Here is a 15,628-nt window from a genome sequence, read left to right as displayed (position 1 = left end):
GCCCGGGCAGCCGGGGAGAGGGGACCAGCTATGAAGTTCACCGGCACGGTACGCCGCCAGCTCACCGGCACGGTCACGGCGGTCGCCGCGATGGCCGCGCTCACCGCATCCCAGGCGCCCGGCTTCGGGAATGCGGTGGCGGTGTCGCGCGAGGAGCGGACCGCCTCGGGCCCGGACGACGTGGTGTGGAGCGAGGTGGAGGGCGACAACGCGTACCACACCGAACTGCCGCCGTTGGAGAGCCCGCGGCCGCCCGCGCCGCTGAAGCCGCCGCAGGCCGTGGTGGAACCGTCGCTCCCGCTGTTCGCCCGGGCCCGGTCGGAGGCTGGCATCCCGGCGACCGTGCTGGCCGCGTACCGGAACGCCGAGCGGTCCTTACGCCGCAGCGACTCCGGCTGCCGGCTGCCGTGGCAGCTGCTCGCGGCGATCGGCAAGGTGGAGTCCGGGCAGGCCGCGGGCGGCCGGGTCGATGCGCGGGGCACGACGCTCACCCCCATCCTGGGGCCCGCCCTCGACGGGGTGGGCTTCGCGCTGATCCGGGACACCGACAACGGGGTGTACGACGGCGACCGTACGTACGACCGGGCCGTCGGGCCGATGCAGTTCATCCCGTCCACCTGGGCGAACTGGGCCATGGACGGCAACGGCGACGGCCGCAAGGACCCGGACAACATCTACGACGCCGCCCTCGCCGCCGGGCACTACCTCTGCGCCGGAGGCCGCGACCTGGGCGTCCGCGCCGACCTGGACCGGGCGATCCTCAGCTACAACCGCTCCGACGTGTATCTGCGTACGGTGCTGTCCTGGCTGGAGTTCTACCGCCAGGGCACCCACCCGGTGGCCGACGGCCAGGGGGTCCTCCCCACCAGTCCCGGACCGGGCGGCACCGACCGGCCCAAGGCGCCCGTCGGCTCCGGCCCCTCCGCGAAGCCCGGCAAGGGAGGCGGCGGCATCGTCATCGGCCCGCAGCCCCCACGCCCGCCCGGCCCCAAACCCACGCCCGGCCCCACGAAGCCCGGCACCCCGAGCCCCTCCGAGCCGGGCTCCCCGAGCCCGACGGACCCCGCCCCGACCCCGACGCCCGGCCCGACGGACCCCACGCCCGGCCCGACGGACCCCACCCCCGGCCCCACCGACCCCACACCCACCGACCCGGCCCCCACCGATCCCGGTCCCGGTCCCACGGACCCAGCCCCCACCGACCCGACCCCATCCGACCCAGGTCCGACCGATCCCACTCCCACCGACCCCACCCCCACCTCCGACCCCACCGACCCCACCCCCACCTCCGACCCCACCGACTCAGCCCCCACCGCCACCCCTGACCCCACCGACCCGGCCCCCACCGACCCCTCCGCGACCTGAGCCGACGATGTGTGAAGGCCTCGAAAGAGTGACGTGACCGTCCTGTGTCCTCAAGGGCCCGCACGGTGGACAGGCGCCGGACCGGGTTGATATTTCGGGCCCCCTCCGAGATCTTTGCCCGAGGGAAACAGTTCGTTCCGACCGGAAGGTGGTGCGACTCGCCACAGGCGGGTCCCCCCTCATGGGTTCACCCAAGACAGAGACCGGCACGTCCACGAAGGAGCGGTTCGACCCGGCCGACTGGGGCCGGCCGCCGTACGCCGTGATCGTCGTCGACCGGGCCGGAACGGCCGTACGCGCCGAGGGGGAGACGACCCTCCTCCCGGGCGTGGAGCAGGGCGTTCCGCTGCCGGCCGGCCTCTCCTGGCTGGCCGGGGCCACCGCCGCGGTGGCCGACGACGCCGTCCACCAGGGCAGCTCGCCGCGGCCCGCCGTCGAGGGGGAGTTCGCGGGGCGCCGCTTCGAGGCCCATCCGACCCGGCGTGCGGACGGCGAGGTGGTGTGGTGGCTGGTGGACCACACGGCCCGGTACGCCGCCGAGGAGGCCCTGACCGCCGAGCGCGAGCGCACCAGGTTCCTCGCCGAGGCGTCCAACGTCCTGCTGTCCTCGCTGAACTCCGATCGGTGCATGGCCGCCACCGCACGGCTGGCCGCCGGATTCCTGGCCGATGCGGCCGTCGTGGTGGCCCCGGCGGCGGGCCGGCGGCTGCCCGTGACCCGTGCCGTGCAGGGCCAGGACGTCACGCAGGACATGATCGCGGCCGACCCCTCCGACGTACCGGGTCTCGCCGAGGCCCTGAGGGGCTTCCCGCCCGTCCCGTCGCGGTGGATCGACCCGACGTCGCTGCCCGAGTGGCTGGTGCCCGACGGCTTCGGCACGACGGTCGGTTCGGTCGTCGTCACCCCGCTGCCCGGGCACGGTGTGCCCGCCGGGGCGCTGATCCTGCTCCGGGCGGACACCCGCAACGGGTTCAGCGACACCGAGGAGACGTTCGCCCGGCTCTTCGCGGCCCGCGCCGGAGCCGCCCTGTCCGCGGCCCGCCTGTACGCGGAACAGCACAGCATCACCCGGACCCTGATGCGCGATCTGCTGCCGCCCCGTCTCCACCGGGTGCACGGGGTGGAGTTCGCCGGGGGGTACCGGCCCTCCAGCTCCCACGAGCGGGTCGGCGGCGACTTCTACGACGTCCACCCCGGCCCCACGGCGTCCGACCCGTCCCTGGTGGTGCTCGGGGACGTCTGCGGCAAGGGGCTGGACGCCGCGGTCCTCACCGGCAAGATCCGCAACACCCTCCAGGCCCTCATGCCGATGGCCGACGACCACGAGCGGGTGCTGCAACTCCTCAACGGGGCCCTGCTGAACGCCGACAACACCCGGTTCGCGACCCTGGTCCTGGCGTCCGTCCTGCGCACCGAGAACCAGGTGCACCTCCGGCTCACCTCGGCCGGCCACCCCGCGCCCCTCGTGGTGCGCGACGACGGCCGGGTGGAGGAGGCCCCCACCCGCGGCAGCCTGGTCGGGGCCCTCGACCACGTGTCGGCCCGCACCGTCGAGACCTCCCTGCTCCCCGGCGACACCTGCCTGCTCTACACCGACGGGATCACCGAGGCGCGCGGCGGCCCGCTCGGCGGTGAGCTCTTCGGCGAGGAGCGGCTGAAACGGGCCCTGGCCGAGTGCGGCGGCATGCCCGGCGACGCGGTGGTGGAGCACATCCGGATGCTCACCGCGCAGTGGCTCGGCGACGGCGGCCACGACGATCTGGCGGTCGTCGCCATCACCGCACCGCGGACCACTCATCTGAGTGCGGTGGACGGCCACACACGGGGCAGGTACACCGCATGACCACCACTGTCGAAGCTCCCGGACTCGACATACTGCGCGGCGATCTGTGGACCGCGGTGACCGGCCGGGACGAGTACCGGGCAGCCGACATCGTGCTGCGGGCCCTGGACGCCGGGACACCCGCCGAATCGGTCCTTCTCGACGTGATCGCCCCCGTCCAGGCCCGGGTCGGCCACGCCTGGCAGGCCGACCGGCTGACCGTCGCCCAGGAGCACGCCGCGACCGCGATCGCCGAGCGGGTGATCGCCGCGCTCGCCCACCACCCCGCCCACCGGCCCGCCCCCTACGTCGGCCGGATCACCGTCGCCTGCGTGGACCAGGAATGGCACGCCCTGCCGGCCCGGCTGCTCGCCGAGGTCCTCACCCTGCGGGGCTGGCGGGTCGACTTCCTCGGCGCACAGGTGCCCACCCCGCACCTGGTGACCCATCTGCACAACACCGGGGCGGACGCGGTGGCCCTCTCCTCGTCCATCGCCACGCGGCTGCCCACGGCCCACACCGCGATCACCGCGTGCCAGGCCGTGGGCGTGCCCGTGCTGGCGGGCGGTGCCGCGTTCGGCCCGGACGGCCGGTACGCCCGGCTGCTCGGCGCCGACGCCTGGGCCCCCGACGCGCGCGCCGCGGCCCGGCGGCTGGCCGACGGCATCCCGCCCCCCGACCTGGCGGTGGGCCGGCCGGTCGAGGAGGGCCTGGCGCATCTCACCGACCAGGAATACACCCTCGTCGTACGGGCCAGGGCCCGGCTCGTCCGGGTGGTGCTGGCGGACCTGGAGCGGAGCTACCCCGCGATGGCCGCCTACTCCGCCCCGCAGCGGGAGCGCACGGCCGAGGACATCGCCCACATCGTGGAGTTCCTCGGCGTCGCCCTCTACACGGACAGCGACGACCTCTTCACCGACTTCATCCGGTGGACCGCCGCCGTCCTGACCGCCCGCAAGGTCCCCGCCGCGTCCCTGCTCCCCGCGCTGGACGCCCTGGGCGCCGAGCTCAAGGACTTCCCGCGGGCCACCCGCATGCTCGACCGTGCCCGCCTCCACCTCGACGAGGCCGTGCCCACCACCGACCAGCCCCCCGGAGCTTCCGCATGACCGCCCTGCCCAGCCCCCTCCTCACCGTCACCGCCGAGGAGGGCCGGGGCTGGGTCCGGCTGCGCCTCACCGGCGACCTGGACTACGACACCAGCCACGAGCTGGTGGTGCGGGCGGGGGACTGGCTGGCCGTCCGGCCGGACCTGCGGGACCTCCGGCTGGGCTGCGCGGAGCTGAGGCTGTGCGACTCCATGGGCGTCTCCGCCCTGCTCCAGATCCACCGCGACGCGGCGGCCCAGGGCGTGGCCCTGCATGTGGAGGACGCGCCGCCGTTCCTGGACCGGATCATGCGGATCACCGGAATCGACCACCTCTTCGCCGCCCGTCAGGAGGAGCGCCGGCCCGCCCGGGGCGCCGGTGAGGCGGCACCGCCCCCCGACCAGCGCCCGTCGCCCTCGTCCTGAGCCGTCACGCCACCGGCCGGCGCGAAGCCGTTACGCCACTCACCGGCAGGCGCGACGGCTCAGAACAGCGCCACCACGGCGACGATGCGCTTGCCACCCTCGTGCGAGGTGACGGACAGCTGCCGGGTGAGCCGGTGCACCAGCGACCAGCCGTAACCGCCCTCGCCGACCGACCCGGGCGGCGGGTCCTGGAGCACGGGATGCCGGGGGTCCGCGTCATCGACGACCAGACGGAGCCCGCTGTCGGTGATCCGGGCCGAGAAGCCGGTGAGGCCCCCGCCGTGCCGCAGTGCGTTGGTCACGATCTCCGAGGTGACCAACAGGGCGTCCGCCACGACCACGTTCGAGAGGATCTCGTCCGACAGTTCGTCGAACTCCGCCGCCAGCAGCCGGGTCACGACATCGCGCGCCTCGCCCGCGGTCCGCGGCAGGTCCGCGGACGGGCCGCCGTCCGCGTGACGTACGGGAGGGGTGCTGTACACGCCCGTACCTCCTTCCGTGCCGTCGATCTTTCCCACGATCTTTTCCACTCCGGTGGAAACCACCGCATTCCCTCTGCCGCCACGTCCATACCTGGCTCACCCCGACGGCTCACCCGGCCCCCCCGCCGTCAGGCCTGCTCCGGGTGGTCGCCCGGCCCGTGCGGCCGGGTGGCCAGCGGGGTGGGGGAGAGGTCCGTCCGTTCCTCGCCCGGTTCCAGCAGGGTGTCCGCGGGCCCGATGATCAGCGGGTCCGGGGTACCGACGGCCTTGTCGTCCTTGCTGTCGTAGTCGAACCGCCACAGCAGACTGCGCATCGCCTCCAGACGGCCGCGCTTCTTGTCGTTGCTCTTCACCACGGTCCACGGCGCGTGTTCGGTGTCGGTGGCCCGGAACATGTCGACCTTCGCCGCCGTGTAGTCGTCCCACAGGTCGAGCGAGGCCAGGTCGGTGGGCGACAGCTTCCACTGGCGCACCGGGTCGACCTGCCGGATCGCGAACCGGGTGCGCTGCTCGTTGCGGGAGACCGAGAACCAGAACTTCACCAGCAGAACGCCGTCGTCGACGAGCATCTCCTCGAACTGCGGCGCCTGCTTGAGGAAGTGCGCGTACTGCTCCGGCGTGCAGAACTCCATCACCCGCTCCACCCCGGCCCGGTTGTACCAGGAGCGGTCGAAGAAGACGATCTCGCCGGCGGTCGGCAGGTGGGACACGTACCGCTGGAAGTACCACTGCCCGCTCTCGCGCTCGGTCGGCTTCTCCAGGGCGACCACGCGTGCCCCACGCGGGTTGAGGCGCTCCGTGAACCGCTGGATCGTCCCGCCCTTGCCCGCGGCGTCGCGGCCCTCGCACAGGACCACCAGCCGTTGCCCGCTCTCCCGGACCCAGCGCTGGAGCTTCAGCAGCTCGATCTGGAGGATGCGCTTCTCCTTCTCGTACTCCCTGCGCCGCATCCGCCGGTCGTACGGGTAGTTCTCCCGCCAGGTCTCCAGCGGGCGGCCCCGCTCGTCCAGCAGCACCGGCTGTTCGGGCCGCCGTCCGTCGACGGTCAGCCCCTTCAGCAGCTCCGCCGGGTCGCTCGTAGGGCCATCGACCATCTTCGTTCCCCGTTCTCCTAGGTACGCCCCCGCCCGCAGCCTCGTTCCCCCGTCGCCGCCGCTCATGTCCGCGGAACCCCCCGGCCGGGTCAGCCGCCGGCGAACACCTCGGCCAGGTCGTAGGAGACGACCTCCTCCAGCTGCGCGTAGGTGCAGCCGGCCGGGGTCCGGTCCGGGCGCCACCGCCGGAACTGAGTCGTATGGCGGAACCGGTCGCCCTCCATGTGGTCGTACGCCACCTCGCAGACCCGCTCCGGCCGCAGCGGCACCCACGACTGGTCCTTCTTCCCGGACCAGCGGTTCTGCGTCCCCGGCAGCCGCGAAGCCTCGTGCGCCGCCGCCTCGGCCCACGCCCCCCACGGGTGGTCGGTGAACTCGCAGCGCAGGGGCGCCAGCTCCTCCGCCAGCTCGGCGCGCCGCTTCATCGGGAAGGCCGCGCAGACGCCGACGTGCTGGAGCACGCCCCCGGTGTCGTACAGGCCGAGCAGGAGCGAGCCGACGACCGGGCCGCTCTTGTGCTCGCGGTACCCGGCCACCACGACGTCGGCGGTCCGCTCGTGCTTGATCTTGTACATCACCCGCGTGTCGGGCCGGTACGGCAGGTCCGGCGGCTTGGCCACGATCCCGTCGAGCCCCGCGCCCTCGTACCGGTCGAACCACTCGCGGGCCAGCTCGATGTCCGTGGTGGACGGAGCGAGGAGTACGGGCGCGGAGGCGCCGGAGAGGGCGGCCGTCAGGACGGCCCGCCGGTCCACCTGCGGGGTGCTCAACAGAGAGGTGTCGTCGACCGCGAGGATGTCGAAGGCGATCAGGCTGGCCGGGGTCCTCTCGGCGAGCATCCGCACCCGGGAGTCCGCCGGATGGATGCGCTCGCTGAGCCGTTCGAAGTCGAGCCGACCCCCGTGCGCGATGACGAGCTCCCCGTCGATGACGCAGCGCGGCGGCAGGTTCTCCCGTACGGCGTCGGCCATCTCGGGGAAGTAGCGGGTCAGCGACTTGCCCGTACGGCTGCCGATCTCCACCTCGTCACCGTCCCGGTAGACGATGGCCCGGAAGCCGTCCCACTTCGCCTCGTAGCTCATGCCCGGCGGGATCTTGGACACCGACTTGGCGAGCATCGGCTTCACGGGCGGCATCACCGGCAGGTCCATGTCCCGATTCTGGACCGCCCCTCTGACCGTGTCTCCCGATATGCGGCATATGTGCGACCGGCCTACGGTGACCGTCATGGGAGCTGCGGTGGAGCTGGACGCGGGCGGACGAGCGGTGAGGCTGTCCAACCCCGACAAGGTGTACTTCCCGGCGAAGGGCTACACCAAGAGGGATGTGGCGGAGTATTTCCTGGCCGTGGGGCCCGGGATCGCCCGGGCGCTCAACCACCGGCCGACCACGCTCCAGCGCTTCGTGGACGGGGTGGAGGGCGACTTCTTCTACCAGAAGCGCGCCCCGAAGAACCTCCCCGAGTGGATCCCCACCGCCAGGATCGCCTTCCCCAGCGGCCGCCCCGCCGACGAGCTCTGCCCCACCGAGCTCGCCGCCGTGATCTGGGCCGCCAACCTCGGCACCCTGACCTTCCACCCCTGGCCGGTCCGGGCCGGGGACACCGACCACCCGGACGAACTCCGTATCGACCTGGACCCGCAGCCCGGCACCGACTACGCCGACGCGGTCACCGCCGCCCACGAGCTGCGCTCCGTCCTGGAGGACCACGGCGTACGCGGCTGGCCCAAGACCTCCGGCGGGCGAGGAATGCATGTCTTCGTCCCCATCGAGCCCGCCTGGACCTTCACCGAGGTCCGGCGCGCCGCCATCGCCGCCGGGCGCGAACTGGAGCGCCGGATGCCCGAGCGGGTGACGACGGCGTGGTGGAAGGAGGAGCGCGGCGAACGCATCTTTGTCGACTTCAATCAGACCGCCCGCGACCGCACGATCGCCTCCGCCTACTCCGTACGCCCCTTCCCGCACGCCCCGGTCTCCGCACCGCTGCGCTGGGAGGAGATCGACGACGCCGAACCGCGCGACTTCGACATCGTCACGCTCCCGGTGCGGTACGCCGAGGTCGGTGACGTCCACGCGGACATGGACCAGGAGGCGTTCCGGCTGGACGGGCTGCTGGAGCTGGCCGACCGGGACGAGAAGGAGCGCGGGCTCGGCGACATGCCGTACCCGCCGGAGTACCCGAAGATGCCCGGCGAACCGAAGAGGGTCCAGCCCAGCCGCGCCCGGCACGACGACGGTGACTCCGCGTGAGCGGAAGCAGTGAGAAGCACGGCGCTCATGGCCGGCCGCTGACCCTCCGCGAGCGCTGGGAGGCGTACAAGAACAGCCCGTTCCTCCCCGCGACCGTCCTCGTCCTCATCGTCGCCGCCGCGGCCGGTCTCTTCGCCGGCTCCTACACCTACGCGATGGCCAACCCCACCCCGCACCGCATCCCGGCGGCCCTGGTCACCCAGCCGGAGGTGGAGCGCGGCGAGGCGTTCGTGGCCGGGATGGAGAAGGCGCTCGACGCCTCGCTCGAACTGCGCGACTACCCGGACGTCGCCGACGCCCGCCGCGCCCTGGACGAGCAGAAGGTCTTCGCGATCGTGCGCGCCTCCGACGACGGGGTGGCGCTGGACGTGGCCGGGGCGTCCGGAGCGTCCGTGGCCGAGCTGCTCGGCAAGGCGGGGATCGAGGTCGGCGACGCCACCGGGGTCGAGGTCACCGTCCGGGACGTCAAGCCGCTCCAGCGGGGCGACCCGCGCGGGCTCGCCCTGTTCTACATCTCGCTGGCCGCCGTCATCATGGGCTTCCTGGGCGCGATCCAGCTGAGCGTCCACGCCCATGGCCTCAACCCGGCGGAACGCATCGCGTTCACCGCCGCGTACGCCCTGCTCGGCGGGTTCGCCATCGCCGCGGCCGTCGACTGGTGGCTCGGGGCGGTGGACCTGCCGTTCGTCCAGTCCTGGCTGATCCTGGCGTTCACGATGTTCACCTCGGGCATGGTCTTCACCATGTTCAACACCCTGATGGGCCGCTGGGCGATGATCCCGACCTGGGGGGTCATGGTGCTGCTCGGCAACCCGTCGTCCGGCGGCGCGGTCTCCTGGCCGCTGCTGCCGTCCGCCCTCGGGCACATCGGCCGCTGGCTACCGCCGGGCGCATCCGTCAACGCCCAGCACACCGCCGTCTACTACCAGGGCCACCAGTTCCTCTTCCCGTACCTGGTCCTGGCCGCCTGGGCGCTGGTCTCCTGCACGGTGTTCTGGGTGTGGCGCCACCGGCACCCAGGAGGCCGCGCCCGCACGCCTGAGCATGCGGCCACGGCCTCCTGAGCCCCTTACGACGGCTTACAGCTTTCCGTACGGCTTACAGCTCCTTGATCCGGATGTCGCGGTACGAGATGACGTCCGTGACCCCGTGGACCTGGAGCCCGATGTAACCGGAGGCGAACCGCCGGCCGTCGGTGCCCGGGTCGTCGCCGCGCGGCGGCTCGAAGAGCTGGCCGCCGGCGTTGTCGAACTCGTTGATCAGGACACCGTTGCGGTAGATCTCGTAGTGCTGGTCGACCACCTTGATCTCGTAGTCGTTCCAGGTGCCCTTGGGCGTGACCCCGGCGCCGCCGAGCCCCACCCGGTCGAACCCGTAGACCGAACCCGTCTTGTACATGTCGCCGTCCGGCCGGTCGTTGACCTGGATCTCATGGCCGTACTTGATGGCGACCCACTCCGGACGGGACTCCTCCGGGTGGTCGTGGACCTTCGGGAAGCGGACGAAGACCCCGCCGTTGGCGTTGCCGGAGCCCGGGGCGTCGTCGCGCCACTGGAGCTTCAGCGAGAAGTCACCGTACGCACGGGTCGGGAACCAGAGCATGCCCATGCCGCCCACCGTGGTGGAGCTGGTGATGGAGCCCTCCTCCTCGTTCAGCCCGAACTGGCCGCCGCCGACGTGCTGCCACTTGGCGAGCGAGGCCGCCGTGCCGTCGAAGAGCTTGGTGTACCCCTCGGACTGGCCCGGCTTGCCGATGCCCGACTGCTTGGCGGCCTGGTTGACCGCCTTGCGCTCGCGCTGGTCGATGACGCCGTCGGTCTTGAGCTTGTCGAGGACCGTCGTCACGTGCTTGAGGAACAGCGCGTGGGAGGACCAGTCCTTCTCGTCCTCGATCAGCTCGTTGATCGTGCAGCGGTTACGGGTGATCCGGTTCGGGACGCCCGTGTCGACCGTGCCGACGAAGACGGTGTGCCGCTCGTCGAACTCCGCACAGTTCGGCGCCGGGACCCCGCCGCCCTGCGCGATGGTGAACGACACCTTCTTCGCCTCGGAGGTGTTGCCCGCCTTGTCCGTCGCCCGGTGCGCCACCGTGTGGTGGCCGACCCGGTCGACGATCACGGGGGTGGTGTACGCGAGGTAGGGGCCGCCGTCGAGGCTGTACTCCACCTTGTCCACGCCCGAGTCGTCGTCGGTCGCGGTGACGGTGGCCTTGGCGCTGGTGATGAACGCGCCGTCGGAGTTCTTGTTCCCCTCCAGCTTCACCGAGGTCTCCGGAGCCGTCTTGTCCTGCGACGGCGGCTCGATGACCTCGAACGTGACGGTCTTCTCGGCCGCGACGTTCCCCGACCGGTCGGTGGCCCGGTAGCGGACGGTGTGCTCGCCCACTTCGTGGACCATCACCGGGGCGGTGTACGGCTTCCACTCGCCGGCCGCGCCGAGCGCGTACTCGATGGTGTTGACGCCGGACCCGGTGTCGGACGCGGTCACGGTGACCGTGGCCATGCCCAGGTACGCGCCCGCGTCGTCCTTCTCGCCCGTGACGGTCGCCGAGGTCTCCGGCGGTGTCTCGTCGTCCGTGGGCGGTGCGGCGACCGCGAAGTCGACGGATTTCTCCGCCGCCGCGTTGCCGGCCTTGTCGGTGGCCCGGTAGCGGACCGTGTGGTCGCCGACCTCGCTCACCACGACGGGCGCGGTGTACGGCTGCCACGCACCGTCGGCCCCGAGCGCGTACTCGACGGTGTCGACGCCGGAGCCCTCGTCGGTCGCCTCGACGGTGACGGTGGCCTGGCCGATGTACGCGCCGTCGCCGTTCTTGTCGCCGTCGACCTTCGCCGAGGTCGCCGGGGCCTCGGTGTCCTCCTCGCCGCCGCCCTCGGTGACGGTCAGGATGCCCTGCATCTGGCCGTGGCCGGGGATCGTGCAGTGGTAGAAGTACCGGCCGGGCGACAGCGTGACCTCCACGCTGTGCTTGCCGCCCTCGGAGTCACCCGGGTTGGCCAGGATGTTCAGCTGGACGTCGTTGTTGAACTCCGGGTCCGACACGCTGAACGTCAGCGTGTGCGGCATGCTCGTGGTGTTGCCGGTGGCCGTGCTGTTCTCGAAGACGATGGTCGCCTTGCCGGCCACCGCCGTCTGCGGAGCGGTGAGATAGCGGTCGATCGGGTCGCCCGCGGTCCAGGTCAGCACCTGGTCGGCGGCCTTCGCCCCGGGCGCGTCACCGCCCTTGCCGTACGCGGCCGTCGAGGTCAGCCCGAGGACCATCAGCAGGGAGGCCATCAGGGCCACCCAGAAGCTGGGCGGCCGATGCCGCCGCCGGGCGAGGTACAGGGGTTGTCTCACTGCGCTGCCGCCTTTCCAACGAGGTCCTTGGCGGCCGGAGTCGCCGCGCCGCCCTTGTAGGTCACGCGCCACAGCGCGGACTTGGAGTCGGAGGTGAAGAAGCCGCGCCCGTAGTCCAGGACGTAGAGCGAGCCGTCCGGGGCGAACTTCCAGTCCATGAGGTTGCGGATACCGTCCGCGCCAACCGGGATGATCTTCTTCAACGACTCGGCGTGCGTGGGCAGTCCGCCCTTCCCAACCGTCTTCGGGTCGGTGATCACAGCGTGGCGCGGCTGCGTGTCGTCGTAGAAGTCACCGACGAACCACTTGCCGTCCCAGTACGCGGGCCACTTCGCCGCCGAGTCGCTCTGCGCGTCGTAGCGGTAGACCGGGCCGTTCATGGTCGCCTGGCCGCCGCCTTTGAGCCAGGGCAGCAGCTCCTTCTGCTCCTCGGCCTTGTAGCTGGGGACGCCGTTGGCGTCGCGCGGGTAGTCGACCCCGCCGCCCTGCGGGGAGTACCAGATGGTGTTCGGGGTCACCGGCGGCAGCTTGACCAGGCCGTCGTTGTTCGGCGACTCGTTCTTCGGGGCGTTGCAGTCGTACCAGCCCAGCGGCTTGGACGGGTCGGGCAGATTGCGGTCCCGGTAGGGCTGGTTGTTGCCCATGCAGAACGGCCAGCCGTGGTTGCCCGCCTTGGTGATCGCGGCGAACGTGTCGTACTTCGCCGGGCCCCAGGTGGTGGAGGCCGAGCCCGCGTCGGGGCCGACCCAGCCGGCGTACAGCGTGTCGGTGGAGGGGTCGACGGAGATCCGGGCCGGGTTGCGTACGCCCATCACATAGATCTCGCCCCGGGTCTTCCCGCCGCCCTCGTCCGGCTCCTTGCCGGTGAAGAGGTTGCCGGACGGGAGGGTGTACGTACCGTCGTCCTCGGGGTGGATCCGCAGGATCTTGCCGTTGAGGTTGTTGGTGTTGCCCGAGGTGCGCCGGGCGTCGGCGAAGGAGACGCCCTTGTAGTTCGGCTCCGGGTTGTTGCCGGAGTAACCGCTGCTGAAACCGGAGGAGTTGTTGTCACCGGTCGCGATGTACAGGTTGCCCTTCGAGTCCCACGCCAGGCCGCCGCCCGCGTGGCAGCAGCTGTGGATCTGCACCGGCCAGCCGAGCAGCACCTTCTCCGAGGCCAGGTCCAGCTTGCCGGTGGCCGAGTCGAAGGTGAAGCGGGAGACCTGACGGGTCGCCATGCGCTTGTCGCGGTCGATCTTCGCGTGCGGGGTGTAGTGGAGGTAGACCCAGCCGTTGGAGGCGAAGTCCGGGTCCAGCTCGATGCCGAGCAGCCCCTCCTCGACCTTCACCAGCTCGTCGCCGCCGCCCTTGTTGCCGAAGACGTCCAGCGCACCGGCCAGGGTGACCTTCTTGGTCTTCGGGTCGTAGACGTGGATCTCGCCCTTGCCCTTGCCGATGTTCGGGTTGTTCCAGTCGGTGACGACCGGGACACCGCTCGCGGCGCCGCCGCGCCCGATGTAGAAGACCTTGCCGTCCGGAGCGGTGACGAGCCCGTGCGGCTCACCGATCTGGTCGTTCTGGCCCGGCTGATTGGGCTGGGTCAGGCGCTCGGCCGTGTAGTTGGAGGTGATGGTCGCCTTGCAGTCGGCCTGCGAGGTCCGGTTCGTCCAGGCGAGGGCGCCGCGCAGATGGTCGCGGAAGTCGGTCTCGGCGAAGCTGTCCGCCGTACCGCCCATCGCCGTGTAGAAGGAGCGGCCGCCGTCGTAGTCGCGGCACCAGGAGACCGGGTGGTCCCAGCCGTTGGCGCCCGTACCCGGCTTGTACGTCAACTCCCGTACGCGGGCCACGGTGTGCACCTCACCGGACGGGTTCTTCGCCCAGTTCAGCCACTTGTCGGGGCGCTTCCACTCCAGCGGCAGGTTCTTGGTCGCCGGGTGGACCCGGTCGCCGATCTCGACGGTGGCCCGCTGCACGGCGGTCGGGCTGCCGGCCGCCGGACGGGCGCCCACCAGACCGGTGAACCAGTCCGAGTACGGCTCGGTGCGCGTCGCGTCATGGATGCCGAGGAAGCCGCCGCCCGCCTCCATGTACGCCTCCAGGCCCGCCTCCTGCTCCGGGTCCAGGACGTCGCCGCCGCCGGTCAGGAAGACCACCGCGTGGAAGGAGCCGAGCCGCTTGCCGTTGGTGAAGACGTTCGGGTTGGCGGTGGCCACGGTGGTGAACCGCCCGGCCTCCGGGCCGCTCTGCCCGATCTTCTCGATCGCCGCGATCCCGGCGTCCGTGTACGGCGCCTCGTCGCCCGCCGACGCATGGAAGACCAGCACCTTCACCTGGTTCTTGGCGCCCGGCGGAGACGGCAGGGACAACGTTGTCGCCATCTTCTCGACCAGGTCCCGGTCCGGCGACGTACCCGCGTTGGCCGGACCGCCCGCGCTCAGCAAGGACACGGTCAGTGCGCCGGCCGCCACGGCCGCCGCGAGGCCGCGTCGGTGTCGTGATCTGGACCGGTGATGCGATGCGCCTTGCATGTGGGTCACCCAACCCTTCTGTGGTCACTGGAGCGTTGACTGCGACAGCGCACGAAGCTAGACCTCTTTTCGTGGCCCGCCAATAGCTATGGCAGCAATCGCACAAACTTTGTCCTGAGTGTGGATAAACGCTCGGCCCCCGGCTACGGTGTGGCCCGTTCCGGTAGCTCCGGGGCCTCCGTCTCCGCCAGTTTCCTTATCCCAGCAGGGAGTTCGACATGGACCGAAGGACCTTCAGCCGGCGGATGCTGGTCGGCGGCGCGGCCGCGGCAGCGACCGGCGTGACATCGTTGTCGCTCGGCGCGGTGGAGGCAAGCTCCGCCGAGAACCCGCCGCGCACGGCCCCGGACGGGGGAGTGGTGCGCCGGATCAAGATGTACGCCGAGAAGCTGCCGAACGGCGAGCTGGGCTACGGCTTCGAGAAGGGCAAGGCGTCGATCCCCGGCCCGCTCATCGAACTGAACGAGGGCGACACCCTGCACATCGACTTCGAGAACCTCACCGACGTGGACGCCAGCCTCCATGTCCACGGCGTCGACTACGACATCGCCAACGACGGCACCCGGATGAACAAGAGCCACGTCGTGCCCGGCGGCACCCGTACGTACACCTGGCGCACGCACAAGCCGGGCCGCCGGAAGGACGGAACGTACGAGCCGGGCAGCGCGGGCTACTGGCACTACCACGACCATGTCGTCGGTACGGACCACGGCACCGGCGGAATCCGCAAGGGGCTGTACGGGCCGCTCGTGGTGCGCAGGAAGGGCGACGTGCTGCCCGACCAGACGTGCACGGTCGTCTTCAACGACATGATGATCAACAACAAGACCGCTCACAACAGCGTCAACTTCGAGGCGACGGTGGGCGACCGGCTCGAATTCGTGATGATCACCCACGGCGAGTACTACCACACCTTCCACATCCACGGTCACCGCTGGGCCGACAACCGGACCGGGATCCTGACCGGTCCCGACGACCCCAGCCGGGTCATCGACAACAAGATCTGCGGGCCCGCCGACTCCTTCGGCCTCCAGATCATCGCGGGCGAACGCGTGGGCGCCGGCGCCTGGATGTACCACTGCCACGTGCAGAGCCACTCCGACATGGGGATGGCCGGGCTGCTGCTGATCAAGAAGCCGGACGGTACGATCCCGGGTTACGAACCCCACCATGTGGCAGGCGGGGCCGAGAAGAAGAAGGCCGCCGAGGGCAAGGGAGAGGCCGAGGGCGCGGCGGAGCACCAGCACTGACCGACC

The 15,628-nt window shown here is 71.4% G+C and carries 12 protein-coding genes; 7 read left to right on the top strand and 5 right to left on the bottom strand.

Annotation, left to right across the window (positions count from 1 at the left end):
• Nucleotides 1–30 precede the first annotated feature (30 nt).
• The 4 genes from R2B67_RS03650 to R2B67_RS03635 all read left to right on the top strand — a co-directional run bounded on the left by R2B67_RS03650 (nt 31) and on the right by R2B67_RS03635 (nt 4,700).
• A complete protein-coding gene (locus R2B67_RS03650) occupies nt 31–1,365 on the top strand; it encodes a lytic transglycosylase domain-containing protein (RefSeq protein ID WP_317816414.1) in 1,335 nt (444 codons plus the stop codon).
• Between the two features lie 181 nt (nt 1,366–1,546).
• A complete protein-coding gene (locus R2B67_RS03645; protein ID WP_317816413.1) occupies nt 1,547–3,208 on the top strand; it encodes a PP2C family protein-serine/threonine phosphatase in 1,662 nt (553 codons plus the stop codon).
• On the top strand, nt 3,205–4,296 hold the full coding sequence (locus tag R2B67_RS03640; protein ID WP_317816412.1) for a cobalamin B12-binding domain-containing protein: 1,092 nt from the start codon (nt 3,205–3,207) through the stop codon (nt 4,294–4,296). Before R2B67_RS03645 ends, R2B67_RS03640 begins: the two co-directional genes overlap by 4 nt.
• Nucleotides 4,293–4,700: an STAS domain-containing protein gene (locus tag R2B67_RS03635; protein ID WP_018513323.1), complete on the top strand. Its 408-nt coding sequence runs from the start codon at nt 4,293–4,295 to the stop codon at nt 4,698–4,700. The genes R2B67_RS03640 and R2B67_RS03635 overlap by 4 nt, the downstream gene beginning before the upstream one ends.
• 59 nt (nt 4,701–4,759) lie before the next feature.
• Here R2B67_RS03635 and R2B67_RS03630 read toward each other — a convergent pair whose 3' ends face one another.
• The 3 genes from R2B67_RS03630 to R2B67_RS03620 form a co-directional block, all read right to left on the bottom strand.
• A complete protein-coding gene (locus tag R2B67_RS03630; RefSeq protein ID WP_237328873.1) occupies nt 4,760–5,182 on the bottom strand; it encodes an ATP-binding protein in 423 nt (140 codons plus the stop codon).
• Nucleotides 5,183–5,310: 128 nt separating this feature from the next.
• Nucleotides 5,311–6,276, bottom strand: a complete 966-nt coding sequence (gene ppk2 / locus R2B67_RS03625; RefSeq protein ID WP_317816411.1) for a polyphosphate kinase 2 — start codon at nt 6,274–6,276, stop codon at nt 5,311–5,313.
• Between the two features lie 89 nt (nt 6,277–6,365).
• Nucleotides 6,366–7,427: an ATP-dependent DNA ligase gene (locus tag R2B67_RS03620; protein ID WP_317816410.1), complete on the bottom strand. Its 1,062-nt coding sequence runs from the start codon at nt 7,425–7,427 to the stop codon at nt 6,366–6,368.
• A gap of 76 nt (nt 7,428–7,503) precedes the next feature.
• Between R2B67_RS03620 and ligD the strand changes: the two genes are divergently transcribed.
• Both ligD and R2B67_RS03610 read left to right on the top strand, forming a co-directional pair.
• Nucleotides 7,504–8,526: a non-homologous end-joining DNA ligase gene (ligD, locus tag R2B67_RS03615; protein ID WP_317816409.1), complete on the top strand. Its 1,023-nt coding sequence runs from the start codon at nt 7,504–7,506 to the stop codon at nt 8,524–8,526.
• A complete protein-coding gene (locus R2B67_RS03610) occupies nt 8,523–9,590 on the top strand; it encodes an ABC-2 transporter permease (RefSeq protein WP_317816408.1) in 1,068 nt (355 codons plus the stop codon). The genes ligD and R2B67_RS03610 overlap by 4 nt, the downstream gene beginning before the upstream one ends.
• A 34-nt stretch (nt 9,591–9,624) precedes the next feature.
• Here R2B67_RS03610 and R2B67_RS03605 read toward each other — a convergent pair whose 3' ends face one another.
• Together R2B67_RS03605 and R2B67_RS03600 are read right to left on the bottom strand one after the other, a co-directional pair.
• Nucleotides 9,625–11,865, bottom strand: a complete 2,241-nt coding sequence (locus R2B67_RS03605; RefSeq protein ID WP_317816407.1) for an OmpL47-type beta-barrel domain-containing protein — start codon at nt 11,863–11,865, stop codon at nt 9,625–9,627.
• On the bottom strand, nt 11,862–14,372 hold the full coding sequence (locus R2B67_RS03600) for a ThuA domain-containing protein (RefSeq protein WP_317816406.1): 2,511 nt from the start codon (nt 14,370–14,372) through the stop codon (nt 11,862–11,864). The genes R2B67_RS03605 and R2B67_RS03600 overlap by 4 nt, the downstream gene beginning before the upstream one ends.
• A 218-nt stretch (nt 14,373–14,590) precedes the next feature.
• Here R2B67_RS03600 and R2B67_RS03595 point away from each other — a divergent pair, with 218 nt between their 5' ends.
• Entirely contained in the window at nt 14,591–15,622 is a 1,032-nt protein-coding gene (locus R2B67_RS03595; RefSeq protein ID WP_317816405.1) for a multicopper oxidase domain-containing protein, read from the top strand.
• The last annotated feature ends 6 nt before the right edge of the window (nt 15,623–15,628 follow it).

The sequence above is a fragment of the Streptomyces cyaneofuscatus genome (assembly GCF_033109485.1).
GTDB lineage: Bacteria > Actinomycetota > Actinomycetes > Streptomycetales > Streptomycetaceae > Streptomyces > Streptomyces cyaneofuscatus.
The sequence above is the reverse complement of the archived record's forward strand: the minus strand, read 5'-3'. Positions and strand labels throughout refer to the sequence as shown.